Here is a 25,860-nt window from a genome sequence, read left to right as displayed (position 1 = left end):
GACTCTCCGCAAGCCGCTGTTTCATTCGATTCTGACTGGAGGTCAGAAAATGAACATTAAGAGCCTTCTCCTCGGCTCCGCTGCGGCCCTGATCGCAGTTTCCGGTGCGCGCGCCGCCGACGCCGTCGTCGTCGCCGAGCCGGAACCCGCTGAATACGTCAAGATTTGCGACGTCTATGGCGCTGGCTACTTCTACATCCCCGGCACCGAGACCTGCCTGCGCATCGGCGGCTACATCCGCTACGACATCGGCGTGGGCGATGCGGCTTCCTTCGACGGCGTGAACAACGTTCCCGACCATCTGGACGCTGACACCAACGACACTTATTCCAAGAATGCCCGCTTCACGCTGAAGACCTGGACCGGCCAGGAAACCGAACTCGGCACGTTGAAGACCTACACCGAAACCCGCTTCAACTTCGGCAACAGCGGCGGCGATTATGAAGATCAGGTCGCTCCCTTCCCCGCCGGCTACAATCCGAACGGCTGGCAGGCTGGCAACAAGCCTGTTTCGCTGAACTTCGCCTGGATCCAGCTCGGCGGCTTGCGCGTCGGTAAAGACGAATCGGCCTTCGATACGTTCATCGGCTACGCCGGCAACGTCATCCAGGATACGCTGGTTCCCTACGGTTCGTTCGACACCAACGTCGTCCAGTATTACTTCGACGCTGGCAACGGTTTCTCGGCCGTGGTCTCGCTCGAAGAAGGCGCTGGCGCTGACACGATCGACAGCTATGTTCCGCATGTCGTTGGCGGCGTGAAGTACACGCAGGGCTGGGGCGCCATCACGGCGGTTGCTGCTTATGACAGCAACTACGAAGCATGGGCCGGCAAGGCTCGCTTGGATGTGAACGCTACCAATGAACTGTCGCTGTTCTTGATGGCTGGGTACGGAAGTGACGACGACTTCCTGGATCCGAACTTTGGCCACAACTTCTTCAAGCTCTGGGACGGCAGCTGGGCAGTCTGGGGCGGTGGCAGCTACAAGTTCAACGAGAAGACCTCGTTCAACGTGCAGGCCTCTTATGACGACGGCAAGAAGTTCGGCCTGGCGGCCAACATTGCCTACGACGTCGTTCCCGGCTTCACGATCACCGGCGAAGTTGACTACATCAACGCTGGCGATAGCGATTGGCACGACAGCTTCGACGGCCTCGGCGGTATGCTCCGCTTCCAGCGCTCCTTCTAAGGGCTGGTTCCTTACAGGTGAAATCCAGCCCGGGCGCGCAAACGCCCGGGCTGTTTTTGTTTCGTGACTGGATCAAGGCAAACGGAAGGATGGGGGTAACGGTAGCTGAATGAATCCGTGGAGTGGTTTCGTGGGATCCGCTGATGCGCGGATGAGATCACAACTGCGTGATTAAAATCTCTTGAAAGGACGCTTCCAAGCGGATAGGTCTGATCTATCCACTCGGGGGTGTGGCGAATAAATGACAAACGAAGCAATTCAAGGGGGCGTTTCCTCTGATCCCTTTGCGATGTTTTCTTCTCAAAAAATAAAATACAGCTTCAATAAAATAAGAGAGGTAAAATCGCACCGGGTCGGAGATCTTTTTTCAGTATATCGCGACATATTATGGGATGACGGGCGGCATAAGTATAATGTCAGCTCTTTCATCGGCGAAATAGACGAGATTCTCCTTGGGGAGCGTTTCAGCGCCTTTGACCAAAGTACCCTCGACAACCTTATCGGCACCTTGCGCCAGCGCGGCAACAGCAACGCAACCATCAATCGAAAGATGGCTGCCCTCAGCAAACTGCTGCGCAAGGCTCACAAGATGGGAGATATCCACAGCCTGCCCGAGTTCCGCCGCCAGAAGGAGCGGGCCGGTCGGATTCGTTTCCTCGAAAGGGACGAAGAGGCGCGCCTGTTCGCCGCCATCAAGAGCCGCAGCGAGGATGCCTACAGGCTTTCCGTTTTCCTGGTCGACACCGGATGCCGTCTCGGCGAGGCGCTTGGGCTGATCTGGAACGATATCCAGGAGCATCGCGTCTCCTTCTGGATCACCAAATCCGGCCGCAGCCGCACCATTCCGATGACCGAGCGGGTCAAGGAGGTCATCAAGCTGCCTCCCACTGAGGGCCGCCGGCCCAAAGGACCGTTCACCAAGCTCAGCCAGGCACAGTTCCGTGCCATCTGGAACGACGCGAAGGCCGAAGTCGGCCTCGGCGCCGACGATCAGGTGGTGCCGCACATATTGCGCCATACCTGCGCCTCGCGTCTGGTCCAAGGCGGCATCGACATCAGGCGCGTGCAGATGTGGCTCGGCCACCAAACGCTGTCGATGACGATGCGCTACGCGCATCTGGCCACCAACGATCTCGATGGCTGTGTCATCGTGCTGGAAACGCCTCGATCGACTCAGTCGGGCGGCAATTGCGCTGAAGGCCCCATGTTTTCTTCGCCCGTGACGACGCCTTCGTCGCCGACGGCAGAGCGGAAAAAGAGGGACGGGGCAGCCGCCGCCGCTAAGGAGTCGCCGAAAGCGACTCGGAAAAGTTCAAAAGCCAAGTAGGCTGAGAAACTTGCCTATACTATCATAGCTATCCCGTGACCTTGTTCGGTCATGGGATTTACTTCAGGATATTCTTCCGCTCGGCCTGATCGAGAAAAGCGCCTATGTCGCCCGGTAGGCTGCCGGTCTCGAGGAACGGCGCATGGCCCTGGCCCTCGACGGTGATCGTCTCCATCATGAAATGGCGCTCTTTCATCTGCTTGAGCGTGTCTATCGACAGCAATCTCGAATTGGCACCACGTATGGCGAGCAACGGGATGGCGGCCAACGCCTCGAATTGCGGCCATAGGTCAGGCAGCTTCTGCGTCAGATCGAGACTGGCAACGGTATCCACCAGCTTCGGATCGAAATCCGGCACCAGCCCACCATCCGTTTCGCGGTAGAGAGCCCATACCATCCGATCCCAATCGGCGCCGGCAAGAGCGGGGAAGTCTTCGCCATGCACGCTGCGCTGGGCGGCCGCCGCCTGTGTGCGGGTTTTCGGTGCCGGGTCGCGCTCGAGATAAGACTGGATATGGGCAAGTCCGGCCGTCTCGATCACCGGTCCGATGTCGTTGAAAACAATGGCTTTCAGGACGGATGGCCGCATCGTCCCGAGCACATGGATGATCAATCCCCCGCGCGAGGTGCCGATGAAGGCCGCTTCTCCGATGTTCAGCGCCGCCAGCCCGGCGAGAATGTCGCCGGCCTCCACGCCGACATTGTAATTTTTGACGTCGGGATCATAAGCCGACTGCCCGCGCCCGCGGTAGTCGAAGGCGATGACCTTTCGTGGAGTTGCCGCATGCGTCGACAGATAGAGCGCCAGCTCGTGAAAATCCCTGGCATTGCGGGTCAGGCCAGGCAGGCAGACAACCGGCCAGGGTCCGGAATTGGCCTCGCCATAGACGCGCGCATGGAGTTTTAACCCGTCCGGTGCGCTGTAGAAGAAGTCGGAAAAAAGCTGCTCGCTTGCCATCGGAATGTGCGACCTCGCTGTATCAATCTGGACAGCTACAGGCGAGGGCAGGGATGGTCAATAAAAGGCGCTTTTGCCTTCTCCCACAAGTGGAGAAGGACAGAAAGGCTCAACTCCGCCCGTTCACCAGATCCCCGACAATGTCGTATTTGCCGGAAATACGCATCTTGTAGACCTCGTAATTCTCCATCACGCGCTGAACGTAACTTCTTGTTTCTGTGTAGGGAATCCGCTCGATCCAGTCGACGACCGCGTCGATGTCCTTGCCGCGCGGGTCGCCATATCTGGCCACCCACTGGCTGGCCCGGTTGGGGCCAGCATTGTAGCCGGCGAAGGTCAGCACGTAAGAGCCGTTGAAGCGGTCGAGCTGTTCGCCGAGGAAGGCCGAACCAAGCGTCGCGTTGTAGCCGGCATCGGTGGTCAGCCGTATTTGCGAAAACTGCAGCCCGGCCTTCTTCGCCAATTGCCTTGCGGTTCCCGGCATCAGCTGCAGCAGCCCGCGCGCGCCGGCGCTGGACACGGCGCCGATGTTGAATTCGCTTTCCTGGCGGGCGATCGCATAGGCCAGCGCCTTGCCCGAGCCGGAAATGTCAGCCGAATCGGGAATGACGCCGAGCGGATGCGACAATGCGCCGACATCGATGCCGCGTGCCCCGGCGATCTTGCCGATTTTCAGCGCCATAAAATGGTTCCCTTGCTTTTCGGCAAGGACAGCGAGCAGCGCCAGTTCGCCTGGACTGGTCAACTGCCCGGCAAGGTCGCGATAGAGCGTCTCGGCATAGCGATCGTAGCCCGCCTCCTGCAGCCGCTTGATGGCGCTGACGGCCTCGCGGCCGGCAAAGTTCTGCCGGTCGGCGGCGCTTGGCGAGGGATAGACGATGTTGAGCGCCTGCCGGCCGACACGTTCGGCGGCAAGCTGGCCGTAGAATGTCGTGCCGTAGGCAGCGGCGCGCGCAAAATAATCCCTGGCGTTGCCCGGGCCGCCGACTTCGGCGGCACGGCCGAGCCAGTAATACGCGCGCGACAGCGTCATCGGCCCTTGGGCAAGGTCGGCGATGCGAGCGAAATGCGTTGCGGCAAGCTTGGGGTCGTTCAGGCCGCGCAACGCGTACCAGCCGGCATGGAATTCGGCGTCGGCCGCATTGGTGGCACTTTCGGCAGCGTGTGTGGCGACGATCTTGTACGCGGCCTTCATGTCGCCCTGGTCGACCAGTTCACGCGACAGCACCCGGCGCTCGACCCACCAGGCATCCGGATCGACCAGAGCTTCGCGATCGGTCGGTGCCTGCATCACAATGGCTGCAGCGCCGGCAAAATCCTCCTGCTTGCGCAAATATTCGGCCTGCGCGAAGAAGTAGCCGGCCGAACGTTGCATTGCCGGCACGGCCTTCAGCAGCTTGGGCGCGTTCTTGTCGCCTTTGTCGGCCGCCGCCCATGCATCGGCGAGCTGCTGGGCGCCGGCGAGGCCGGCGACGCGCAGCGCGGAATTCGCGCGGTCGGCATAGAACATGCGCTCCATGCGAAAGCGGTGGTCTGCGGCCGGGATCAGGCTGCCGAATTCCTTGATCAGCGCCGCCTCGTCCCTGGCCTCCAGGATCGCGGTGCGCCAGAAGGGCGACAGCACGGAACGCGCCGCCTTGGTATTGCTGGACGCCACATAGGCGCGGGCGAGAACCTTCACGCCTTCGAATGTCTGCGGCTGGCTGCCATCGAACGCCCTGATGACGATGTCGGGGGCAGGGTTCTCTCGATAGAGCGCGCGCTCGCTGTTCTTGCGAAGGGCTACGGTCCCCGGCCAGTTGGGCAGCATCTTGGCCGCAGCAGTGATATCATCGCTCGGAACCTTGTCGCCGCCATAAAGCGCGATCGCCCAGGCAAGGATATGCTGGTCGAGCGACTGCGCCGGAAGGGCATCGCGCACGCCACGAGCGCGGGGACTATCACCCTGCGCCAACGCATCCAGTCCGCTTTTCAAAGGGGCGACGTCGGGCAAGGGCGCCTGTCGCGTTCTGTCCTGCAGGTCTGGCAGCGCAATTGCCGCGCCTGGAATCGGAATGGCTGAGGTGACCCGTGCGTCCACGCTGCCGCTGATCGCCATGCCCGGCATCAGCGCGAGCGCGGCGCCAAGCAGCGCGAGAAGGTGAGGCCGACCGCCCGGCATGATCCTTAAATCTTTCCTTGTCCTGGCATTCCACAAGCTGGCGAAGATGCCTCGAAGCCTAAACTTAGGTCGTGAAGAGCCCGTAAACAAAGAGTTAGCGAGGCCGTTCGAATTGCGCTTGCTGGCACCATGGCAATGCTTGCCGCGCAACCATGTCGAGACTATGGTGCGCCGCTTCGCTTTCGGTTAGAAGGCGCGACCACAAACACCGACACAAAACACCAGAAGTGCCAAGGAGTTGGACGATATGCTGAGAGGCTCGCTTACTGCGCTCGTGACACCGTTCGAAAAGAGCGGGCGTTTCGACGAGAAAGCCTTTCGCGCATTCGTCGAATGGCAACTCGCGGAGGGCACGACGGGCCTGGTGCCGGTCGGCACCACCGGCGAGTCGCCGACACTGTCGCATGACGAGCACCGCCAGGTCGTCAAGGTATGCATCGAGGTGGCCAAGGGACGAGTTCCGGTCGTCGCCGGCGCTGGTTCCAACAACACCGAGGAAGCCGTCGGGCTCGTGCAGTATGCCGAGAAGGCCGGCGCCGATGCCGCCCTGGTCGTCACGCCTTATTATAACAGGCCGACGCAGCGCGGCCTGTATGAGCACTTCGCGGCGGTCGCCAGGGCGACCAAGCTGCCGATCATCATCTACAACATCCCGCCGCGCTCGGTCATCGACATGATGCCGGACACGATGGGCCGGCTCGTGCACGACTTCAAGAATATCGTCGGTGTCAAGGATGCCACCGGCAAGGTCGAACGGGTTTCCGAGCAGCGTGCCACGTGCGGCAAGGATTTCATCCAGCTTTCGGGCGAAGATGCTTCGGCGCTTGGATTCAACGCGCATGGCGGCGTCGGCTGTATTTCGGTGACGTCGAACGTCGCGCCGCGGCTGTGCGCCGAATTCCAGGAGGCAACGCTTGCCGGCGACAGCGCCAAGGCGCTGGATCTGCAGGATCGCCTGCTGCCGCTGCACAAGGCGATCTTCATCGAGCCTGGCGTTTCCGGCGCCAAATACGCGCTGTCGAAGCTAGGCAAGGTCGAAAACGTGCTGCGCTCGCCGCTGGTGACGATCGAACAGTCGACTGCCGACAAGATCGATGCGGCTATGAAGCACGCCGGCTTGATTAATTAGGGATGAGGCGCCACCTCTCCGCATCATGAATCAAGTCAGAAAAGCCGATCCCAACAACAAGACCGTTTCGGAAAACCGCAAGGCGCGGTTTTCCTATGAGGTGCTCGACACGGTCGAGGCCGGTCTGGTGCTGACCGGCACCGAGGTCAAGTCGCTGCGCCAGGGCCAGGCCAACATCCAGGACAGCTACGCCTCGGTCGAAGGCGGCGAGATCTGGCTGATCAACTCCTATCTGCCGGAATATCTGCAGGCCAACCGCTTCAACCACGAGCCGCGCCGCCGCCGCAAGCTGCTGCTCAACAAGCGCGAAATGGCGAAACTGTCGCAAAGCGTCGACCGCGAAGGCATGACGCTGGTACCGCTGAAAATCTATTTCAACGACCAGGGCCGCGCCAAGCTGCTGCTCGCCGTCGGTCGCGGCAAGAAACTGCACGACAAACGCGAGAGCGAGAAGCAGCGCGACTGGTCGCGCGAGAAGGGCCGGCTGTTAAAAGAGCGTGGGTAGGCTGGGGCCATTCGCTTGAAGAACCGGATTGTCCTCTTTGGTCTGGCCAGTCTGGTCTTGGTATGTTTCGTCGCAGCAGGCGGCTACATCTATTTCAGGGCATTCTCGCCGGACCGCGACAAATATCCGCTCAGGGGCATCGACGTTTCCCATCATCAGGGCCGGATTGACTGGCCGCGTGTCGCCGCCGACGATGTCGCCTTCGCAGTCATCAAGGCGACCGAAGGCGGCGATCATGTCGACGATGCCTTCGCGAGGAATCTGGAAGAGGCCCGCGCCGCCGGTCTCGCCGTCGGCGCCTATCACTTTTTCACCTTTTGCCGACCTGGCGCCGACCAGGCGAAGAATTTCATCTCGGTTGTGCCGCACGACCAGCCGCTGCTGCCGCCGGTCGTCGACATCGAATTCGGCGGCAACTGCCCGCAGCGGCCGACGCCCGAACAATTGAACGCCGAACTGGCCGCGTTCCTCGCTCTAGTCGAGGCGACGTTCGGCAAGCCTGCGATCGTCTATCTGACCGATGAGGCAGCGCAGACCTATGCAGAGCGCATTGCTGCCCGTCCGCTCTGGCTCCGCTCGTTGCTCCTGGAGCCGGACCGCGACGACTGGGTCTACTGGCAGTACCACAACAGGGGTCGCGTCGACGGCATCAATGGCGATGTCGATATGAACGTGCTGAAGGGTGGGCCGGCGGTGCTGGCTGCACTGTTTGCGCCATCAAGCTGATCCGCTGGCGCCCGACTCTATTTCCGCAGGAACGCCGCTATCTGGCTGAAAACGCTAACGAACATCGCTTCGGTCAGCACACCGGTGTTGGTGTTGTAGCGCGAGCAATGATAGCTCGAAAACAGCGTGATGCTGCCGGCCGGCAGCTGCCCGCCATGCTTGAACGGATAGGCGGCGACGCGCCCGCCCAGCGCCCGCACCGTCGACTGATGCGCGATCGATCCCAGTGCCAGCACGGCGCGCAGGTTCGGGAACCTGGCGATCGTCGGCACCAGGAATGTCCGGCAGGTGGCAATCTCAGCGCCCACCGGCTTGTTCTCCGGCGGCACGCAGCGCACCGCGTTGGTGATCGCGGTGCCGACCAGCTCCAATCCGTCATCTGGCCGCGCCTTGAACTCTCCGCGCGCAAAACCGTGCGAAATCATCGTCGAGTAGAGCAGGTCGCCGGCATAGTCGCCGGTGAACGGGCGGCCCGTTCGATTGGCACCGCGCAGGCCAGGCGCCAGCCCGACGATCAGCAACTGAACCGCCGCGTCACCCTCGGGTGGTAAAAAAGTCGGCACCGGCGCATTGAACCAGGACGGCTCGCGCTGCCGCCACTCGGCGATGAAGTCATGCAGCCTTGGGCAGAGCGGGCAATCGCGGCCGGGTTCGGAGGCGGAAAGCACGGTCAAGGCGACCGGCCTCAATAATCGTCCTCGTCGACTTCGGCCGGCTCGGGCCTGCGCACCGGGCGCTCGGACGGGTCACGGCCAACCTCGTTCTTCAGCGTCGTCAGGTCGATGAAATGGTCGGCCTGGCGGCGCAGATCGTCGGAGATCATCGGCGGCTGCGAGGCCATGGTCGAGACGATCGATACCTTGCGGCCACGCCGCTGCAATGCCTCGACCAATGTGCGGAAATCGCCGTCGCCGGAAAAGATGACGTAGTGGTCGACGACATCGGCGAGTTCCAGCGCATCGACGGTGAGCTCGATGTCCATATTGCCCTTGATCTTGCGGCGGCCGGTCGAGTCGGTGAATTCCTTGGCCGGCTTGGTGACCACCTTGAAGCCATTATAGTCGAGCCAGTCGATCAGTGGACGGATCGAGGAGTATTCCTGATCCTCGACCAGCGCCGTGTAATAATAGGCGCGCAGCAGATAGCCGCGCTTCTGGAAGCTCGACAGAAGCTTGCGGTAGTCGATGTCGAAGCCGAGCGCGCGCGACGTCGCGTAGAGATTGGCGCCGTCGATGAATAGGGCGATTTTTTCACGAGGGTCGAACATGGAAAATATTCCTTCTCGAAATAAACACCCGTCTAAACCAAATGCGATAGCGTTCGGTCAGGCTCATAATAAACCGGCTGACCTCTATGCCATCCGAGATAGCGCCAGTTTCGCGGCAATCCAAGGGCGCGTGCGGCACTGCAAGCAATTGTGATCGGGACACCGAACACATAGCACAGACTGGTTTTGCCAAATCGGGTGTTTGAACCAAGGTTTGGGCGCCATGCAACCCAGCCATTGCCATGATGCTTGTATTTTGGCGGCGTTCGGGTTATGGACCGCGCCTGTTTTCCATCAAATCCATCGCATGAAAGGGGCAATCCATGGCCCGCGTAACCGTTGAAGATTGCATCGACAAGGTCGACAACCGCTTCGAGCTGGTGCTCCTTGCCGGCCATCGTGCCCGGCAGATCAGCCAGGGCGCGCCGATCACAGTGCCGCGTGACAACGACAAGAATCCGGTTGTGGCGCTGCGCGAGATCGCCGATGAGACGCTGTCGCCCGACGACCTCAAGGAAGATCTGATCCATTCGCTGCAGAAGCATGTCGAGGTCGACGAGCCCGAGGCCGATGGCGAGGCGATTGCCGATCAGACCGGCACCGCCGTTGCCGCCACCGACGCCGACGACGCCGAGGAGAACATCACCTTCGACCGGATGACCGAGGAAGACCTCCTGGCCGGCATCGAGGGCCTGGTGCCGCCGGAAAAGAGCGACGACTACTAAGCCAGCGTTCTGGACCTGCCTGGAATACGTTTCCGGCACTTCCGTCCAGTCAGTTTCGTGGCTATCTATGGGATGCGCCGTACGCTAGTGCGGCGCATCAATCATTTCAGCACCGCGAGATTCCGCCCATGATGCGTCAGTATGAGCTTGTCGAGCGCGTCCAGCGCTACAAGCCTGACGTCAACGAGGCGTTGCTCAACAAGGCCTATGTCTATGCCATGCAGAAGCATGGCCACCAGAAGCGCGCTTCCGGCGATCCGTATTTCTCGCATCCGCTCGAAGTCGCCGCCATCCTCACCGAAATGCATATGGACGAGGCGACGATCGCGGTCGCCCTGCTGCACGACACCATCGAGGACACGACCGCCACGCGGGCCGAGATCGACGATCTGTTCGGCCCCGAAATGGGCAAGCTGGTCGAGGGCCTGACCAAGTTGAAGAAGCTCGATCTGGTCTCGAAGAAGGCCGAGCAGGCGGAAAACCTGAGAAAGCTTCTGCTGGCGATTTCGGAAGATGTCCGCGTGCTGCTGGTCAAGCTCGCCGATCGTTTGCACAATATGCGCACCCTCGACCACATGCCGGAGGCCAAGCGCCTGCGCATCGCCGAGGAGACGATGGATATCTACGCACCGCTGGCCGGGCGCATGGGCATGCAAGGCATGCGTGAAGAGCTGGAGGAGATCGCCTTCCGCTTCATTAATCCTGAAGCCTATCGCGCCGTCACCGCACGGCTTGCCGAAATCTTCGAACGCAACAAGGGCGTGCTGACGGACATCGAAAAGGCACTGTCCACGTTGTTCGAGAAGCATGCGATCAACGCCAGCGTAAAGAGCCGGCAGAAGAAGCCGTGGTCGGTGTTCCGCAAGATGGAGGCCAAGGCGCTGTCCTTCGAGCAGCTCTCTGACATCTTCGGCTTTCGCGTCGTCGTCGACACGGTCGAGGACTGCTACCGGGCGCTTGGCGCCATCCACACCGCGTGGTCGATGGTGCCGGGTCGCTTCAAGGACTACATCTCGACGCCGAAACAGAACGACTACCGCTCGATCCACACCACCATTGTCGGCCCGTCGCGCCAGCGTGTCGAGCTGCAGATCCGTACCCGAGAGATGAACAAGATCGCCGAATACGGCGTCGCCGCCCATTCGATCTACAAGGATACCGGCGGCAAGACGAATGGCGCCGCCCACGCGATTTCAAAGGAAACCAACGCCTACGCCTGGCTGCGCCGCACCATCGAGCAGCTTGCCGAAGGCGACAACCCTGAGGATTTCCTCGAAAATACCAAGCTGGAACTGTTCCAGGACCAGGTGTTCTGCTTCACCCCGAAAGGCATGTTGATTGCGCTGCCGCGCGGCGCGACACCGATCGACTTCGCCTATGCGGTGCACACCGATGTCGGCGACACCTGCGTCGGTGCCAAGGTCAACGGCCGCATCATGCCGCTGATGACGGAACTGAAGAACGGCGACGAGGTCGAGATCATCCGCTCCAAGGCGCAGGTGCCGCCGGCGGCGTGGGAATCGGTCGTCGTCACCGGCAAGGCGCGCTCGGCCATCCGCCGTGCCACCAAGAACGCCATCCGCAAGCAATATTCGGGTCTTGGCATCCGCATCCTGGAACGCGCCTTCGAGCGTGCCGGCAAGACCTTCACCAAGGAGAGCCTGAAGCAGGTGCTGCACAGGTTGGCGCGCAAGGACATCGAGGATGTGCTGGCCTCTGTCGGGCGTGGCGAGCTCGCCTCCACTGATGTCATGAAGGCGGTATTCCCTGACTACAAGGATGAGCGCGTCACCACGGCCGTCCCCAAGCCGCGAGAGGAGGGCTGGTCGAAGATCCGCAATGCCGCCGGCATGCTGTTCCAGATTCCGGGTCGTGCCGCGCGCAAGGACAAGGACCAGCCGCGCGATGGAGCCGTGCCGATCCGCGGCGTGCGCGGCGATCTGCCGGTGCGCTTCGCGCCGGAAGGGGCAGTCCCTGGCGATCGCATCGTCGGCATCGTCCAGCCGGGCACCGGCATCACTATCTATCCGATCCAGTCGCCAGCGCTGCAGGCGTTCGATGACCAGCCCGAGCGCTGGATCGACGTGCGCTGGGACATCGATGAGCGCACCAAGGAACGCTTTCCGGCGCGCGTATCGGTCACCGCCATCAACGCGCCGGGGTCACTCGCCGATATAGCGCAGGTGGTTGCCTCGAACGACGCCAACATCCATACGCTGTCGATGGTGCGCACTGCGCCCGACTTCACCGAAATGCTGATCGATCTCGAAGTCTGGGATCTCAAGCACCTCAACCGGCTGCTATCGCAGCTCAAGGACAATTCGAGCGTCAGCGACGCAAGACGCGTCAATGGCTAGACCATGCTCCGGTTTCGGACAACATCATGGTCAATCAAAAAGAGGCAGACATGAACACCGATGAAGTGCTGGGCATTTTCCGCGAGGCGGGTGCTGTTCTGGAAGGGCATTTCATTTTGACCTCGGGCCTGCGCAGTCCGGTCTTCCTGCAGAAGGCGCGCGTGTTCATGCATGCCGACAAGACCGAGCTTCTGTGCAAGGCGCTGGCGGAGAAGATCCGCGCAGGCGTGCCCGGCAAGATCGACTATGTCGTCGGCCCGGCGATCGGCGGGCTGATCCCGGCCTATGAGACCTCACGTCATCTCGGCGTGCCGGCGATCTGGGTCGAGCGGGAAGGGGGCGAGTTCCGCTTGCGCCGCTTCGAGATCGCCAGGGGGTCGCGTGTCGTCATCGTCGAGGACATCGTCACCACCGGCCTGTCGATCCGAGAGACCATCGAGTGCCTGCGCGAGCTTGGCGCCGAGGTGGTTGCCGCGGCCTGCATCATCGACCGTTCGGCCGGCAAGACTGATGTCGGCGTGCCGCTCATCGCGCTTGCCGAGTATGAGGTCCCGGCCTATCCGGCCGACCGGCTGCCGCCGGAGCTTGCCGCCATCCCGGCGATCAAGCCCGGCAGCCGCAACATCTGACGGGGCATGCCGACATGCGTGAAGACGAATTGGAAATGATCGCCGGCATCGATCATTTCGTGCTGACGGTCGCTTCGCTGGAAGTGACCTGTGAGTTTTACCAGCGCGTGCTGGGTTTTGAGCGCATCGACGCGGCGGATCGACCGACGGCGCTGGCTTTCGGTAGCCATAAGATCAATGTGCATGAGGTCGGCCGGACTTTCGAGCCAAAGGCGAAGTCGCCGACATCAGGATCAGGTGATTTCTGCCTGATCACCGAGCGGCCACTGGATGAGGTCCGTGCGCGGCTCGCGGCCAATGGTGTGGTGGTGGAACTCGGCCCGGTTGAACGTGTCGGGGCCCGAGGTCCGATGATGTCGGTCTATTTCCGCGACCCGGACGGCAATCTGGTCGAGGTCAGCGAATACCTGCCGTAGCCGCTGGCGGCGCTGTGCCTTTCGGCGATGCGACTGCCGTTCCTTAAATTTGCCGCGATTGTCCAATGTTCGAAGCAAGACCTGCCACCCCGAAGGGCGGCGACAAGCGCGGCGCACAAAAGGTGTTTGGTTGTTCTTGCGCCAGCGCGTTGTTATATAAGCTGGCGATTGCCGTAGGGTGATCGTCAAGCGCAAGATGTGGCTGCCACGCCCGGCTGAAGGTGCCGTTGCGGGCGCTGTGGAACGGGAACAGAGTGCTATTTCGACGCCGCAAGCCTGATGGCCTTTATGAGCGGGTGCGTACCTATCTTTGGCCGCGCCGCTCGTTTTCGCGCTCGCTTCAGTATTTTTCCAAGCGCATCCTGCGGCTGAAGGCCACACCGCATGCGGTGGCCGCCGGCGTTGCGGCTGGTGTCTTCGCTTCATTCTTCCCCGTCGGTTTCCATTTCATCATCGCTGCCATCCTGTGCTGGGTGATCGCCGGCAATCTGGTGGCGGCGGCGCTTGGCGCGGTTTTTTTCGGCAACCCGCTGACCTTCCCGTTGCTATGGGGCGCGTCGTGGGAAACGGGCAAGCTCATCCTGCATGACCGTTTGCCGACACATGGGCCGCCGGCGCATCTGGGCGAGATGTTGCACAACCTCTCCTTCGCGCAATTGTGGAAACCGGTCCTTGAACCGATGCTGATCGGTGCGGTTCCGCTCGGCTTGATCTTCGGGCTGCTGTTCTACGCCATCACGCGCTGGGGTATGAACGCTTTCCGCGAACAGCGGCGCAAACGCCTGGCCGAGCGCGCAAGCCGGCATGCGCAATCGTCCCATCCCGGCGCAAGCATCGGTTCCACTGCGCGATGATCATCGGCATCGGCAGCGACCTGATCGACATCAGACGCATCGAGAAATCGCTGGAGCGTCACGGCCAGCGCTTCGTCCAGAGAATCTACACCGACATCGAACAGGCGCGTTCGGACAATCGACGCGCCCGCGCGGCCTCCTATGCCAAGCGTTTCGCCGCCAAGGAGGCCTGCGCCAAGGCGCTGGGCACCGGACTGGCGCAGGGCGTGTTCTGGCGCGACATGGGTGTCGTCAACCTGCCCAGTGGCGCGCCGACCATGGCGCTGACGGGAGGAGCGCAGGCCAGGCTGGACAAAATCCTGCCAAAGGGCCATCGGGCGGCAATCCACCTCACCATCACGGATGATTTCCCGCTCGCTCAAGCCTTTGTGATCATCGAGGCGCTGCCCGTCGAAGAAGCGCCACATTGATTGCCTCTGACGACCGGCATTGACGTTGCCCAGCGCGCGCCGAGACTCTATACCATCCAACGCACAATCGAGGACGACATGAGCGTGGCTGAAAAATCCGAGAAGAAATCCGGCGGGCTTGGCGAGACCGTCAGCGTCATCGTCCAGGCGCTTTTGCTCGCCCTGGTCATCCGCACGCTGCTGTTCCAGCCTTTTTCGATCCCGTCGGGATCGATGCGGCCGACGCTTTTGGAAGGCGACTATCTGTTCGTCACCAAATGGTCCTATGGCTATTCGCGCTATTCGCTGCCTTTCGGACCCGATATTTTTTCAGGCCGCATCTGGGGCTCCGAGCCGAAGCGCGGCGACGTGGCGGTTTTCAAGTTCCCGCCTGATCCGTCCGTCGACTACATCAAGCGCGTTGTCGGCCTGCCGGGTGACAAGATCCAAGTCAAGGACGGCCAGCTGTTCATCAACGGCGTCGGCGTGCCGCGCGTGAAAACAGGCCAGATCGACAATCCCGACATCACCGAGGAATCGCGCCCGATCGATGTCTATCGCGAAACCCTGCCCAACGGCGTCAGCTACGACACGCTTGACCTGAATTCGAACTCGATCGGCGACAACACCCGCGAATTCGACGTGCCGCCCGGCCACTATTTCATGATGGGCGACAACCGGGACAATTCCGCCGACAGCCGTTTCACTGTCGGCTACGTTCCCGCGGAAAATCTGGTTGGCCGCGCCAATCTTGTCTTCTTCTCGATCGCCGGCAAGGCGAGCCCTCTCGAAATCTGGAAATGGCCGTCGCTGATGCGCGCTTCGCGCCTGTTCCACTTCGTCAATTGATGGCTTTGAAGCGCCCGACAGGCGAAACACTGGCCGGTTTGGTGAAGGCCAAGACCGGTTACGTCTTCAAGGATATCCGTTTGCTCGAGACCGCCTTGACGCATTCCAGTGCGGTCAAGGCGGCCACCAACAACCAGCGTCTTGAATTTCTTGGCGACCGCGTGCTCGGGCTTGTCGTCGCCGATATGCTTTTCGAAAAATTTCCCGATGCGCCGGAAGGTGAAATCGCGCCGCGCTTCAATGCGCTGGTCGATGCGCGGACCTGCTCCGAAATCGGCATCGAAATGCAGCTGGAGGATCTGGTCCGCGCCGATTCTGCCTTGAAGATGCGGTCGCGGGGCTCGGGCGGAAACTATCTGGCGGATGCGGTCGAAGCGCTGATTGCGGCGGTTTACGTCGACGGTGGCATCGAGGCCGCGCGGCGGTTCGTCCTGCGCTACTGGGAACCGCGCTCGCATACGGTGATCGCAAAGCCGCTCAATCCGAAATCCGATCTGCAGGAATGGATTGCCAAGACCAGCGATATCAGACCCGAATATGTGATCGACAAGCGCGAGGGACCCGACCATCAGCCGGTCTTCACTGTATCCTTGCAGGTCCGCGGCTTTGCGCCGATAAGCGGCACCGGCGGCTCGCGCAGGGCGGCCGAAGAAGCGGCGGCTTCGGCATTTCTTGTGCGCGAAGGCGTCTGGGCCGCCGCATCGGCCCAAAAATCGGGGGGCTCGCGGCCCTCCAGTGAAGGGAGCGCGGCATGACCGCTACCGAAGAGCCGGCGACCACAGCCGCCGCCACGCATTCCGGCTTTGTCGCGCTGATCGGCGCGCCCAATGCGGGCAAGTCGACCTTGGTCAACCAATTGGTCGGCGCCAAGGTGTCGATCGTCACCCACAAGGTGCAGACGACCCGCGCCATCGTGCGCGGCATCGCCACGCATGACAATGCGCAAATCGTTTTCGTCGATACGCCCGGCATCTTCAAGCCGAAGCGGAGGCTCGACACGGCGATGGTGACCACCGCCTGGGGCGGCGCCAAGGACGCCGATATCGTACTGCTTCTGATCGACGCCGAGCGCGGCATCAGGGGCGACGCCGACGCCATCCTCGAACGGCTGAAGGATGTGCGCCAGCCGATGGTGCTGATCCTCAACAAGGTCGACCGCGTCAAGCACGAAGCGCTGCTGGCTCTGTCGGCGGCAGCGAACGAAAGGGTGCCGTTCAAGCGCACCTTCATGGTGTCGGCGCTGACCGGTTCCGGCTGCAAGGACGTGCTCGATTATCTGGCCGAGTCTCTGCCGGTCGGTCCCCGGTACTATCCGGAAGACCAGATCTCGGACCTGCCGATGCGCCAGCTCGCGGCCGAGATCACGCGCGAGAAGCTTTATCTCAGGCTGCATCAGGAATTGCCCTATTCCTCGCATATCGAGACCGAGAAATGGGAAGAGAAGCCGGACGGCTCGGTGCGCATCGACCAGACCATCTATGTCGAGCGCGACAGCCAGAAGAAGATCGTTCTCGGCCACAAGGGCGAGACCATCCGCGCCATCGGCCAGGCGGCGCGCATGGAGATAGCAGGCATCCTCGAACAGAAGGTGCACCTGTTCCTGTTCGTCAAGGTGCGCGAGAACTGGGGCGACGACCCCGAGCGCTACCGCGAAATGGGGCTCGAGTTTCCGCGCTAGGCTCGATGGTCAGCAAGCCGAACATCGACATAACGCTTGTCAGCCGATTGATCGCCACGCAATTTCCCAAGTGGAAGGATCTTCCGGTCAGGCCGGTTGCATCAGGCGGATGGGACAACAGGACCTTTCATCTGGGCGGCGAGATGACCGTGCGACTGCCAAGCGCCGCGGCCTATTCCCTGCAGGTGGAAAAGGAGCATCGCTGGCTGCCGAGGCTCGCACCTCTGCTGCCGCTGCCGATCCCGGTGCCGCTGGCGATGGGAGTTCCGGCCGAAAGCTATCCCTGGCACTGGTCCGTCTACCGCTGGATCGAAGGCGAGACGGCAGAGCGCGAGCGGATTGCCACCCTGCCGCAATTTGCGACCGACCTGGCCGCGTTCCTGGTCGCCCTTCAGCGTATCGATGCCACCGGTGGACCGGCGCCGGGACAGCACAATTTCTTTCGCGGCGGAGCACTCAGCGTCTACGATGGCGAGGCCCGGCAAGCGATTGCCGCCCTCGACGGCAAGATCGACACGGCCGCAGCCAGTGCGGTGTGGGAGGCAGCACTTGCCGCACAATGGCACGGTGCGCCGGTCTGGTTCCACGGTGACGTCAGCTGGGGAAACCTGTTGGTCAGGCAAGGCCGATTGAGCGCGGTGATCGACTTCGGAACCTCCGGCGTCGGCGATCCCGCCTGCGATCTGGCGATTGCGTGGACGCTGTTTGAAGGCAAAAACCGGGAGGCGTTTCGTGCCGGCCTTCCGGCCGACGAGGCGATGTGGGCGCGCGGTCGTGGCTGGACGCTTTGGAAGGCGCTGATCACGGTCGCTGGACAGATCGACGCCAACCCTGTTGAGGTTGAGAAATCCTGTCACGTAATCGATGAAGTCCTTGCCGACCGCGCGCGCGAGCGTGAAGCGCCGAACGATAAGCCACTCTAGCCAACCAAAACCCAGTCCCGTCGCCAAACATCCGCCGTCGCATGGCGCGACCAGGGACATTCCGACCGACGCCATGCTTCCCGGGAGTGCCGATCCGCCTGATCGAGGCGGACGACCACGTCGCCCGTGTCGCCAAGGTCGACTGAGAGGCGTCACGGAGGAATCGTTTTGAACGTTTGGCTGCTGTCACAATCGGGGACACCACAGCGCTCCAGGGTTTCGATCGTCTTGGAAGAAGCAGACAGGCTTGGAAGCGTCATCCCGCTTTTCGCCTCGGCATCAGAGTGGGATTGGCGAATGGGCGTCACCTGGCGATAGAGGGGTCGGCAAGATTCAGGTCGATGTCGGCGAAAACCAGGTAGATATTCCACATTGTCCGGTCTTTTAGAAATATAAAACGTCGTAGTTATATTTAGTCGCGAAAGTATCCGTATATATATTCAATATGTGACGTTGTGCCACTTGTGCCATTCGCCATCGCGGCAAGTGTTATTTGTGCAACACAGCATTAATCTGTTCGCGGAATTGGCATTATTTCGGAAATCGTCATTGAAGGCAGATGATCGATGGGTATGTTCGCCGCTGAAAAGGGCGAGCGGTGTGAGCCTTTTTCGTTGTGGGGGTGAGGCGGGAAAACATTGCCGCCAGCCACAAATCCGAAGCCATTTAAAACTATGACTGGAGAGGTCAGAAAATGAACATCAAGAGCCTCCTTCTCGGCTCAGCCGCGGCCCTGATCGCGGTCAGCGGCGCACGCGCCGCCGACGCTGTCGTCGTCGCCGAACCGGAACCGGCCGAATACGTCAAGATTTGCGACGTCTACGGCGCCGGCTACTTCTATATTCCGGGCACCGAGACCTGCCTGCGCATCGGCGGCTATCTCCGCTACGACATGGGCGTCGGCGATTCCGGCTCGCTCGATGGCGCCAACAACGTTCCCGATCACATGGACGGCGGAACGAACGACACCTGGTATAAGAACATGCGTTTCACGCTGAGGACTTATACCGGCCAGGAAACCGAGCTCGGCACGCTGAAAACCTTCACCGAAACTCGCTTCCAGTTCGGCAACTCCTCCGGCGACTATACCGACCAGACCCCGGCCAACAACGGCTGGCAGGCCGGCAACAAGACCACCACCCTCAATTTCGCCTGGATCCAGCTCGGTGGCCTGCGCGTCGGTAAGGATGAAACGGTATACGACCAGTTCATCGGTTATGCCGGCAATGTCATCCAGGACACGCTCATCCCGTATGGTGTCAAGGATACCAATCTCATCAGCTATTACTTCGACGCTGGCAGCGGCTTCACGGGCGTGGTCTCGCTTGAGGAAGGCACCGCCGTCAACACCATCGACAGCTATGTTCCGCATGTCGTCGGCGGCTTGAAGTACAAGGGCGACTGGGGTGCGATCACTGGCGTCGTGGCCTATGACAGCAACTATGAGGAAGTGGCCGGCAAGGTCCGTTTGGACGTCAACGTCAGCAAGGAACTGACGCTGTTCGTCATGGGCGGCTACGGCACCAACGACAACATCAACGACTTCGGCACAGGCCGTACCCAATACAAGCCGTGGGGCGGTAACTGGGCAGTCTGGGGTGGCGGCACCTACAAGTTCAACGAGAAGACCTCGTTCAACGCCCAGATTTCCTATGACGACTGGAAGAACCTCGGCGTCGCTGCCAACGTTGCCTATACCATTGTGCCCGGCTTTACGGTCACGACTGAAGTCGATTACCTCAATGCAGGAAAATTCGACGACTTCGACTTCAACAACTGGACCAAGGCCGACAAGAAGAGCAGCGTCGGCGGCATCGTCCGCTTCCAGCGCAATTTCTAGCAGATCGACTGACCTCACCAGCCCGCCCGCAGCACATCGCTGCGGGCGGTTTTTTATGCATTGGTGTGAGAGTTACCCAGGAGCCAAGCCCATACCTTGATTTCGCCACCCGATCGGTGAAAAGCTCCTGAAATGGAATGGCGCGACGAGGGAATCATTCTCGGCACCCGCAAGCATGGCGAAACCAGCGCCATTCTCGAGGTGCTGACGCGAGCGCATGGCCGTCATCTCGGCCTTGTTCGCGGCGGCCGTTCGCGCAAACAGCAGCCCGTCCTCCAGCCCGGCAATCGCGTCGACCTGTTGTGGCGTGCGCGCCTTGATGAACATCTCGGCACGTTCCAGGCCGAAGCGATCGAGATGAATGCTGCCCGGTTGATGGACAGCGCCGTCGCCGTCTACGGCTTGCAGACCATGGCCGCGCATCTGCGCCTGCTGCCCGAGCGCGACGCGCATGAAGGTCTCTACGAAACGCTTGCCGTGATGATCGTCCATCTCGACGACGCCGACGTTGCCGGAGAACTGGTGGCGCGCTTCGAGCTTCTGGTGCTGGACGAACTCGGCTTCGGCCTCGATCTCAGTCGATGTGCCGCCACCGGCACGCGACAGGACCTGGCCTATGTCTCGCCGAAGTCGGGACGCGCGGTATCGCGCGAAGCCGGTTTGCCATGGCGCGACAAGATGCTGGCTCTGCCGGCTTTCCTGCAGCGCGGCTCCGGCCTGCGCGCCGATGCGGCTGATGTCGAGGACGCCTTCCGGCTCACCGGCTTCTTTTTCACCCGGCACGTCTATGAGCCGCGCGGCATCGAGCCGCCGGACGCTCGTACCGGCTTCCTCGCCGCCTTGCGCAAACATCACGCGCGCGGCAAGGCCATAGCTGGCGAGGACGCAGCCAGAGAAATCCTCACATGAGCGAAGTCGAACTTTATCCTGGCCGGGTCTCACCGCTCGGCCTCGGCACCATTCCGCACGCCGACATCCTGAAATACACCGGTTTGGAATTGCTGCAGCGCATCGTCGACGGCAAGTATCCGGCGCCGCCGATTTCCTTCCAGCTGAATTTCACTCTCACCGAAGTCTCGGAAGGGCGCGCTGTCTTTCGTGGCATGCCGAGCGAGCGCCATCTCAACCCGCTGGGCAGCGTGCATGGCGGCTGGGCGGCGACGCTGCTCGATTCGGCACTGGCCTGTGCCGTGCAGACGCTGCTCGAAAAGGGCGAGGCCTATACGACGGCGGAGTTCAAGGTGAATTTGACGCGTCCCATCACACCGAAGACCGGCGAAGTGGTCTGCGAGGGCAGGGTTGTTCACAAGGGCCGCACGTTGGCGGTGTCGGAAGCGACGCTGAAGGATGGCGGCGGCAAGCTGCTGGCTTTCGGCACCGAAACATGCTCGATCTTTCCGGCCGCCAATCTGGCGGCGCGCTGAGTTTTCTGGCCGTTTGGCCGCCGCATTTGCATGTCAGTGAGACGAAACGTCAGTGAAAACTGGCCTGGTTTGGGGGAACCGCCATGTTTGAGAGCCTGATCGGCCTTGTCGCCATCATCGCCTTGTTCGTCATCATTTCGCGCCAGCAGAGCCGCATCGGCCTTGTCGAGCGCGAGCTTGGCGCGCTGCGCAGCCTTGTGCTCTCGGGAGCCGTGCCGCCTGCGGCCAAGCCGTCCGAACAGACGGTGGCCGACAACGTGCCCGCCGATGTGATTCCAGCCGTTGCGGCAGCGGCCGACATTCCCTCTCCAGCGACAAGCGAGCCGGTCGCCGCACCGGCGCCAGCCACGGAAACGGAAGACTCGACCGGCGAGATCGTGTCCGGGCCGTGGACCGCTCCAGAACCGGCGCCGAAGGCGGTGGAACCCGCGGAGCTTCCCGGAGCGACGAAAGCCGCCCGCCAATCCGATGTCGAAACCGCGCTCGGCACCCGCTGGGCGGTCTGGGTCGGCGGCATCGCCCTGGCGCTGGGCGGTCTGTTCCTGATCCGCTACACCATCGAAGCCGGCATTTTCGGCCCCGGCGTACGGCTGACCATGGCCGGCGCGCTCGGCCTTGTGCTGGTCGTGGGCGGCGAGTTCGTCCGCCGCACCGGCTTCAAGATGCCCGTACAAGGCGCCGCGGGCGCCTATATTCCGGCGATCTTGACAGCGGCCGGTGCCTTCATCCTGTTCGGCACCGTCTACGCCGCGCATGGCATTTACGGTTTCATCGGGCCGGCGCTCGCCTTCACGCTGCTTGGGGCCATCGGTGTGGCAACCATTGCCGCTGCGCTCGTCCACGGCCAGGCGCTGGCCGGCGTCGGCCTTGTCGGCGCCATGGTGACGCCGGTGCTCGTCGCCTCGCAGGCACCCAATCCCTGGGCGCTGTTCGGCTATCTCGCCATCGTGCTTGCCGCCACCGGCGTCATCGCCCGCATGCGCGACTGGAAGTTGCTGATGGCGGCTGCCTTTTTCGGCACCGGTGTCTGGACCATTCTCTATATGACCGATGCGCCGGGGGCGAACCTCTCTGCGATCCTGCTCATCGACGCCGTCACGCTGGCCGTGCTCGCCCTTGTCTGGCTCGCTCGCCGTGGCGACGAAACCACGCCAGACAGGGCTTTCGACTGGCCGTCCATCGTGCCTGGCCTGTTCGTCGCATTCTCGGCACTGGGCCTGTCGGTAGACCCGGCCTTTGCTGCCGCCGGCTATGCCTTGCCGGGCGCGGTGGTGATCGCCGCGATGGTGGCGGTCACGCTTTATCGTCCGCTGGCGCTGCCGCTCCTCTATGCCGCGGGACTGGTCACGGTGCTGATCTATCTCGGCATTATCCCGCCAACCTCGATCGCTTCCGATTTTTCGGGCGGCGCCCTGGGCGTCGACGGACTGCCGGTGGCCACGTCCAACGCGCTGACCTTGCGCATCGGCATCGCACTCGGCCTGGTCTTCATCGGCGCCGGCTTCTGGGCCGCGCGCCGGTTCGCCGCTGGGACACAGATACGTGCGGCCTCATGGGCGGCGTGGGGCGTCATCGTCCCGCTGGTCGTCCTGCTGGCGCTCTGGTTCACTTTCGGCAATCTCGACCGTGACCCTGTCTACGCCGCCGCAGCGGCACTGTTGGTCGTCATTTTCGCCGCCGGCGGCGAGTGGATCGCGCGGGCCGAGGAGCCGCCGCTCAAGGGCGGTGTCGCGGTCTCGTTTGCCCTGGGCGGCGCGGCCATCGCCGGGCTCCTGCTCATGCATATGGCTTTCGATTCCGGCTGGACCACCATCCTGCTCGGTGCGGCGGCCATCGTGCCGGCGCTGGCCACGCGCTGGCGCTCCTATCCGGTGCTCGGCTGGATTTCGGTCGGCGCGGTGATCGCGGTGCTTGGCCGTGTCGCCTTCGACCCGACCATTGTCGGCGCCGGCTTCCTGTCGACGACGCCGGTGTTCAACTGGCTGCTGCCGGGCTACGGCGTGCCCGCACTGGCCTTCGGCTTCGCCGCGTGGCAGCTAGCGCGCACCACCAACGGCCGACCGCGCCTTGCCATGGAAGCGGCGGCGGCGCTGTTTGCGCTGCTCACGCTCGCCATGCTGGTGCGCCACGCCATGCATGGCGGCGTCATCGACACGGGTGCCATGACGCTCGCCGAACAGTCGATCTACACCCTGATCGCCATCGGCGCCGGCGCCATCCTGGTCGCCATCGACATGCGCTCGCCAAGCTCGGTGCTGCGCTATGGTTCGATGGCCGCCGGTGTGGCCTCGGTCGCTTTCATCGTTGTCAGGCATTTCGTGGTGCTGAATCCTTTGCTTACCGACGAATCGACCGGCCGTATCCCGGTGTTCAACCTGTTGTTCCTCGCCTATCTCCTGCCGGCGGTCGCCGCCGGGGGACTGGCGCTCTACGCCAGGGACAAGCGGCCAAAATGGTATGCGCAGATGCTGGCCGTGGTGTCTGCCGCGCTTGCCTTCGCCTATGCCACGCTGTCGGTGAGGCGCCTGTTCAAGGGCGAATTCATCGGCCTGTGGAGCGGCCTCGGCCAGTTGGAAACCTACACCTATTCGGCGCTCTGGCTGGTGATTGGCGTTGCGCTGCTCTCAGCTGGCGTCTGGCTGAAATCGCAGGTGCTGCGCATCGCTTCGGCCGCGCTGATCGCGATCGCCGTGCTGAAGGTCTTCATATTCGACATGTCGGAGTTGGAAGGCGTACTCCGGGCGCTATCCTTCATCGGCCTCGGCGCGGTTCTGATCGGTATCGGCCTGTTCTATCAGCGGCTTTTGACACGGGCGGCGAGGGAAAACGGATAAAGGCAAGCAAGAACAATAAGATTTCACCCCGACCGGGAATAAATCGGCACTCGCCAGCGTTATCTCATTGCTTGGGTGACCGGGGCGGGAGACCGCTTCGCGCTGGCCGCTTGCGCCGCGCCCGGAAGGCGCGTTCAATCCAGATCAACAAGGGCGACCTCGAAACCAGCGGTCATGGACGAAAAGAAGGCAGCAATCCTTGGCGAAATACCGCGCCTGCGCCGTTACGCACGCTCGCTTTTGCGCGACCGCGACGCTGCCGACGACCTTGTCCAGGATTGCCTCGAGCGGGCGCTTGTGCGGCTCGACAACTGGCAGACAGGAGAAAGCCCCCGGAGGTGGCTGTTTACGATCATGCATCATTTGTTCATCGACCAGATGCGCAAGGTGAACCGCCGCGGCGAGGCGGCGATGTTGCCGCTGGAGGCGGGCGAGGCCGTTGCCCAGCCGGCAGAGCAGGTGGAGAGTATCGCCTCGCGCGAGATCATCGACGCGTTGCAGGCGATCAGCCCCGATCGACGCGCAGCTCTTGTCATGGTTGCCATCGAAGGTTTTTCCTATGCCGAAGCCGCCAACATTCTGGGCGTCCCCGCTGGCACGCTGATGTCGCGCATTGCGCGCGGGCGTGAGGAATTGCGTGGTTTGCTGGACGATACGGCGCGTCGCCGCGCGATAAGGATCGTCGAGAAATGATCCGCCGCGACTTTTCCGAACGGGACATCCACATGGCGCTCGATGGCGAGCTGCCTGCAGACGAGCGCGCCGCTTACGACGCCTGGCTCGACGCCAATCCCGAGATGAAAGCCAGGAGCGCCCGTTTCACCGCCGACCGGGCGGCGCTGCGTGCCGCCTTCGCCGGGGTGCTGGACGAAGCCGTGCCTGCGCGGTTGCGCAAGGTCGTGCTTGGCGAGGCGCCGGTCAAGGCAGCTGTGCCACGCTCGCGCTGGTGGCTTGCCGCTGCCGTGTTGCTGGTCGCCGCCGGCGGGCTTGGTGGCTACCTTGCCGGCGTCGACGGCATCGGCCAGGAGGACCCGGCGGAAGATCGGCTGGCCGAGCAGGCAATCGCGGCCCATGTCATCTATGCCGCCGAAAAGCGGCATGCCGTCGAGGTTCCGGCCAGCGACAAGGACCATCTGCAGACCTGGCTGTCCAACCGGGTAGGGTTGAAGCTGGTGGCACCCGACTTGACCGCGAACGGTTTCCAGTTGGTCGGCGGCCGGTTGCTTCCGGCAGGCGAGAGCAAGGCCGCCATGCTGCTTTACGAGGACGGCAATGGGCAGCGTATATCGCTGTTCGTCACCACGGCATCGACGGAGAATGCCAAGGGCACCTACGCCGCCACGCAAGACGGACCCGAGGCCGTCTACTGGCTGGACAAGGGCTATGGCTGCGCCGTCGTCGGCTCCTTGCCGCGCGAGCGGCTGAACGAGGTCGCCAGGAACGCCTACACGCAACTTGTAAACGGGCTGGCAAGCTGAACGGCACCGCTTTTGCCGGTGCCGTCGATCCGCGAATGCCGATCTGGCCGAAGGACCTTTTGCGCCCGTCGGATCGGCGTCGGATTTGTCACAATTCGGCCCTAATCGAGGTGCGATAGCGCTTGATGAATGCCGTCGCATCGCCCCGAAAATCGGAAACGGTTTTTGGAAAAACGAGGCGAAGATTCAAGGTGGTGGAGCG

Annotated in this window: 25 protein-coding genes; 21 read left to right on the top strand and 4 right to left on the bottom strand. The window is 62.2% G+C overall.

Annotated features, from left to right (window positions below; genetic code table 11):
* The first annotated feature begins 49 nt into the window (after nucleotides 1-49).
* Both A9K65_RS26560 and A9K65_RS26555 read left to right on the top strand, forming a co-directional pair.
* Nucleotides 50-1,189, top strand: a complete 1,140-nt coding sequence (locus A9K65_RS26560; protein WP_086081345.1) for a porin — start codon at nucleotides 50-52, stop codon at nucleotides 1,187-1,189.
* A 241-nt stretch (nucleotides 1,190-1,430) separates the two neighbouring features.
* The gene (locus A9K65_RS26555; RefSeq protein WP_064993115.1) at nucleotides 1,431-2,516 is read left to right on the top strand and encodes a site-specific integrase; all 1,086 of its coding nucleotides are present in this window, start codon (nucleotides 1,431-1,433) and stop codon (nucleotides 2,514-2,516) included.
* A gap of 58 nt (nucleotides 2,517-2,574) precedes the next feature.
* Here A9K65_RS26555 and A9K65_RS26550 read toward each other — a convergent pair whose 3' ends face one another.
* Both A9K65_RS26550 and A9K65_RS26545 read right to left on the bottom strand, forming a co-directional pair.
* The gene (locus A9K65_RS26550; RefSeq protein WP_064993116.1) at nucleotides 2,575-3,474 is read right to left on the bottom strand and encodes an alpha/beta hydrolase; all 900 of its coding nucleotides are present in this window, start codon (nucleotides 3,472-3,474) and stop codon (nucleotides 2,575-2,577) included.
* Nucleotides 3,475-3,583: 109 nt separating this feature from the next.
* A complete protein-coding gene (locus tag A9K65_RS26545) occupies nucleotides 3,584-5,635 on the bottom strand; it encodes a lytic transglycosylase domain-containing protein (RefSeq protein ID WP_064993117.1) in 2,052 nt (683 codons plus the stop codon).
* Nucleotides 5,636-5,882: 247 nt separating this feature from the next.
* Here A9K65_RS26545 and dapA point away from each other — a divergent pair, with 247 nt between their 5' ends.
* The 3 genes from dapA to A9K65_RS26525 are packed head-to-tail and all read left to right on the top strand — an operon-like array spanning nucleotide 5,883 to nucleotide 7,995.
* Nucleotides 5,883-6,764: a 4-hydroxy-tetrahydrodipicolinate synthase gene (gene dapA, locus A9K65_RS26535; RefSeq protein ID WP_013532595.1), complete on the top strand. Its 882-nt coding sequence runs from the start codon at nucleotides 5,883-5,885 to the stop codon at nucleotides 6,762-6,764.
* Between the two features lie 25 nt (nucleotides 6,765-6,789).
* Complete coding sequence (smpB, locus tag A9K65_RS26530; protein WP_013532594.1) at nucleotides 6,790-7,269, top strand: SsrA-binding protein SmpB; 480 nt, start codon at nucleotides 6,790-6,792, stop codon at nucleotides 7,267-7,269.
* A gap of 15 nt (nucleotides 7,270-7,284) precedes the next feature.
* The gene (locus A9K65_RS26525; protein ID WP_064993118.1) at nucleotides 7,285-7,995 is read left to right on the top strand and encodes a GH25 family lysozyme; all 711 of its coding nucleotides are present in this window, start codon (nucleotides 7,285-7,287) and stop codon (nucleotides 7,993-7,995) included.
* A 17-nt stretch (nucleotides 7,996-8,012) separates the two neighbouring features.
* Here A9K65_RS26525 and A9K65_RS26520 read toward each other — a convergent pair whose 3' ends face one another.
* Both A9K65_RS26520 and A9K65_RS26515 read right to left on the bottom strand, forming a co-directional pair.
* The gene (locus tag A9K65_RS26520; protein ID WP_024503072.1) at nucleotides 8,013-8,669 is read right to left on the bottom strand and encodes a uracil-DNA glycosylase; all 657 of its coding nucleotides are present in this window, start codon (nucleotides 8,667-8,669) and stop codon (nucleotides 8,013-8,015) included.
* Nucleotides 8,670-8,680: 11 nt separating this feature from the next.
* Nucleotides 8,681-9,262 (bottom strand): NYN domain-containing protein, encoded by a 582-nt coding sequence (locus A9K65_RS26515; protein ID WP_010915096.1) that lies wholly within the window; start codon nucleotides 9,260-9,262, stop codon nucleotides 8,681-8,683.
* A gap of 323 nt (nucleotides 9,263-9,585) precedes the next feature.
* Here A9K65_RS26515 and rpoZ point away from each other — a divergent pair, with 323 nt between their 5' ends.
* The 16 genes from rpoZ (at nucleotide 9,586) to A9K65_RS26435 (ending at nucleotide 25,658) form a co-directional block, all read left to right on the top strand.
* Nucleotides 9,586-9,987 carry a DNA-directed RNA polymerase subunit omega gene (rpoZ, locus tag A9K65_RS26510; protein WP_013532591.1) on the top strand — a complete coding sequence of 134 codons (402 nt, stop codon included), beginning with the start codon at nucleotides 9,586-9,588 and terminating at the stop codon, nucleotides 9,985-9,987.
* Between the two features lie 128 nt (nucleotides 9,988-10,115).
* Nucleotides 10,116-12,344 (top strand): bifunctional (p)ppGpp synthetase/guanosine-3',5'-bis(diphosphate) 3'-pyrophosphohydrolase, encoded by a 2,229-nt coding sequence (locus tag A9K65_RS26505; RefSeq protein ID WP_013532590.1) that lies wholly within the window; start codon nucleotides 10,116-10,118, stop codon nucleotides 12,342-12,344.
* Between the two features lie 50 nt (nucleotides 12,345-12,394).
* On the top strand, nucleotides 12,395-12,973 hold the full coding sequence (gene pyrE / locus A9K65_RS26500) for an orotate phosphoribosyltransferase (protein ID WP_013532589.1): 579 nt from the start codon (nucleotides 12,395-12,397) through the stop codon (nucleotides 12,971-12,973).
* 35 nt (nucleotides 12,974-13,008) lie between these two features.
* Entirely contained in the window at nucleotides 13,009-13,389 is a 381-nt protein-coding gene (locus A9K65_RS26495) for a VOC family protein (protein ID WP_024503070.1), read from the top strand.
* Nucleotides 13,390-13,643: 254 nt separating this feature from the next.
* The gene (locus A9K65_RS26490; protein WP_013532587.1) at nucleotides 13,644-14,243 is read left to right on the top strand and encodes a DUF2062 domain-containing protein; all 600 of its coding nucleotides are present in this window, start codon (nucleotides 13,644-13,646) and stop codon (nucleotides 14,241-14,243) included.
* On the top strand, nucleotides 14,240-14,653 hold the full coding sequence (gene acpS / locus A9K65_RS26485; RefSeq protein ID WP_024503069.1) for a holo-ACP synthase: 414 nt from the start codon (nucleotides 14,240-14,242) through the stop codon (nucleotides 14,651-14,653). The genes A9K65_RS26490 and acpS overlap by 4 nt, the downstream gene beginning before the upstream one ends.
* A gap of 78 nt (nucleotides 14,654-14,731) precedes the next feature.
* Nucleotides 14,732-15,481: a signal peptidase I gene (gene lepB / locus A9K65_RS26480; RefSeq protein ID WP_013532585.1), complete on the top strand. Its 750-nt coding sequence runs from the start codon at nucleotides 14,732-14,734 to the stop codon at nucleotides 15,479-15,481.
* On the top strand, nucleotides 15,481-16,236 hold the full coding sequence (rnc, locus tag A9K65_RS26475) for a ribonuclease III (protein WP_013532584.1): 756 nt from the start codon (nucleotides 15,481-15,483) through the stop codon (nucleotides 16,234-16,236). Before lepB ends, rnc begins: the two co-directional genes overlap by 1 nt.
* Nucleotides 16,233-17,159, top strand: a complete 927-nt coding sequence (gene era / locus A9K65_RS26470) for a GTPase Era (RefSeq protein WP_013532583.1) — start codon at nucleotides 16,233-16,235, stop codon at nucleotides 17,157-17,159. The genes rnc and era overlap by 4 nt, the downstream gene beginning before the upstream one ends.
* A gap of 5 nt (nucleotides 17,160-17,164) precedes the next feature.
* Nucleotides 17,165-18,082 (top strand): aminoglycoside phosphotransferase family protein, encoded by a 918-nt coding sequence (locus tag A9K65_RS26465; RefSeq protein WP_013532582.1) that lies wholly within the window; start codon nucleotides 17,165-17,167, stop codon nucleotides 18,080-18,082.
* 694 nt (nucleotides 18,083-18,776) lie between these two features.
* Nucleotides 18,777-19,922 carry a porin gene (locus tag A9K65_RS26460; protein WP_013532581.1) on the top strand — a complete coding sequence of 382 codons (1,146 nt, stop codon included), beginning with the start codon at nucleotides 18,777-18,779 and terminating at the stop codon, nucleotides 19,920-19,922.
* 132 nt (nucleotides 19,923-20,054) lie between these two features.
* Entirely contained in the window at nucleotides 20,055-20,831 is a 777-nt protein-coding gene (gene recO / locus A9K65_RS26455) for a DNA repair protein RecO (RefSeq protein WP_063171766.1), read from the top strand.
* Complete coding sequence (locus tag A9K65_RS26450) at nucleotides 20,828-21,346, top strand: PaaI family thioesterase (protein WP_013532579.1); 519 nt, start codon at nucleotides 20,828-20,830, stop codon at nucleotides 21,344-21,346. The genes recO and A9K65_RS26450 overlap by 4 nt, the downstream gene beginning before the upstream one ends.
* A gap of 83 nt (nucleotides 21,347-21,429) precedes the next feature.
* Nucleotides 21,430-24,180: a DUF2339 domain-containing protein gene (locus tag A9K65_RS26445; protein ID WP_013532578.1), complete on the top strand. Its 2,751-nt coding sequence runs from the start codon at nucleotides 21,430-21,432 to the stop codon at nucleotides 24,178-24,180.
* A gap of 174 nt (nucleotides 24,181-24,354) precedes the next feature.
* Entirely contained in the window at nucleotides 24,355-24,873 is a 519-nt protein-coding gene (locus A9K65_RS26440) for an RNA polymerase sigma factor (RefSeq protein WP_013532577.1), read from the top strand.
* The gene (locus A9K65_RS26435) at nucleotides 24,870-25,658 is read left to right on the top strand and encodes an anti-sigma factor (protein WP_013532576.1); all 789 of its coding nucleotides are present in this window, start codon (nucleotides 24,870-24,872) and stop codon (nucleotides 25,656-25,658) included. The genes A9K65_RS26440 and A9K65_RS26435 overlap by 4 nt, the downstream gene beginning before the upstream one ends.
* Nucleotides 25,659-25,860: the final 202 nt, after the last annotated feature.

The sequence above is a fragment of the Mesorhizobium sp. WSM1497 genome (genome assembly GCF_001672455.2).
In the GTDB taxonomy this organism is placed as follows: domain Bacteria; phylum Pseudomonadota; class Alphaproteobacteria; order Rhizobiales; family Rhizobiaceae; genus Mesorhizobium; species Mesorhizobium ciceri.
Note: the sequence above shows the minus strand (reverse complement) of the source record. Positions and strands in the feature narration are given on the sequence as shown.

What these genes read in the sequence shown, in the direction of transcription:
- A9K65_RS26560 (WP_086081345.1), top strand. Translation starts at nt 50, where the DNA reads ATGAACATTAAGAGCCTTCTCCTCGGCTCCGCTGCGGCCCTGATCGCA.
- A9K65_RS26555 (WP_064993115.1), top strand. Translation starts at nt 1,431, where the DNA reads ATGACAAACGAAGCAATTCAAGGGGGCGTTTCCTCTGATCCCTTTGCG.
- A9K65_RS26550 (WP_064993116.1), bottom strand. Translation starts at nt 3,474, where the DNA reads ATGGCAAGCGAGCAGCTTTTTTCCGACTTCTTCTACAGCGCACCGGAC.
- A9K65_RS26545 (WP_064993117.1), bottom strand. Translation starts at nt 5,635, where the DNA reads ATGCCGGGCGGTCGGCCTCACCTTCTCGCGCTGCTTGGCGCCGCGCTC.
- dapA (WP_013532595.1), top strand. Translation starts at nt 5,883, where the DNA reads ATGCTGAGAGGCTCGCTTACTGCGCTCGTGACACCGTTCGAAAAGAGC.
- smpB (WP_013532594.1), top strand. Translation starts at nt 6,790, where the DNA reads ATGAATCAAGTCAGAAAAGCCGATCCCAACAACAAGACCGTTTCGGAA.
- A9K65_RS26515 (WP_010915096.1), bottom strand. Translation starts at nt 9,262, where the DNA reads ATGTTCGACCCTCGTGAAAAAATCGCCCTATTCATCGACGGCGCCAAT.
- rpoZ (WP_013532591.1), top strand. Translation starts at nt 9,586, where the DNA reads ATGGCCCGCGTAACCGTTGAAGATTGCATCGACAAGGTCGACAACCGC.
- A9K65_RS26505 (WP_013532590.1), top strand. Translation starts at nt 10,116, where the DNA reads ATGATGCGTCAGTATGAGCTTGTCGAGCGCGTCCAGCGCTACAAGCCT.
- pyrE (WP_013532589.1), top strand. Translation starts at nt 12,395, where the DNA reads ATGAACACCGATGAAGTGCTGGGCATTTTCCGCGAGGCGGGTGCTGTT.
- A9K65_RS26495 (WP_024503070.1), top strand. Translation starts at nt 13,009, where the DNA reads ATGATCGCCGGCATCGATCATTTCGTGCTGACGGTCGCTTCGCTGGAA.
- acpS (WP_024503069.1), top strand. Translation starts at nt 14,240, where the DNA reads ATGATCATCGGCATCGGCAGCGACCTGATCGACATCAGACGCATCGAG.
- lepB (WP_013532585.1), top strand. Translation starts at nt 14,732, where the DNA reads ATGAGCGTGGCTGAAAAATCCGAGAAGAAATCCGGCGGGCTTGGCGAG.
- rnc (WP_013532584.1), top strand. Translation starts at nt 15,481, where the DNA reads ATGGCTTTGAAGCGCCCGACAGGCGAAACACTGGCCGGTTTGGTGAAG.
- era (WP_013532583.1), top strand. Translation starts at nt 16,233, where the DNA reads ATGACCGCTACCGAAGAGCCGGCGACCACAGCCGCCGCCACGCATTCC.
- A9K65_RS26465 (WP_013532582.1), top strand. Translation starts at nt 17,165, where the DNA reads ATGGTCAGCAAGCCGAACATCGACATAACGCTTGTCAGCCGATTGATC.
- A9K65_RS26460 (WP_013532581.1), top strand. Translation starts at nt 18,777, where the DNA reads ATGAACATCAAGAGCCTCCTTCTCGGCTCAGCCGCGGCCCTGATCGCG.
- recO (WP_063171766.1), top strand. Translation starts at nt 20,055, where the DNA reads ATGGAATGGCGCGACGAGGGAATCATTCTCGGCACCCGCAAGCATGGC.
- A9K65_RS26450 (WP_013532579.1), top strand. Translation starts at nt 20,828, where the DNA reads ATGAGCGAAGTCGAACTTTATCCTGGCCGGGTCTCACCGCTCGGCCTC.
- A9K65_RS26445 (WP_013532578.1), top strand. Translation starts at nt 21,430, where the DNA reads ATGTTTGAGAGCCTGATCGGCCTTGTCGCCATCATCGCCTTGTTCGTC.
- A9K65_RS26440 (WP_013532577.1), top strand. Translation starts at nt 24,355, where the DNA reads ATGGACGAAAAGAAGGCAGCAATCCTTGGCGAAATACCGCGCCTGCGC.
- A9K65_RS26435 (WP_013532576.1), top strand. Translation starts at nt 24,870, where the DNA reads ATGATCCGCCGCGACTTTTCCGAACGGGACATCCACATGGCGCTCGAT.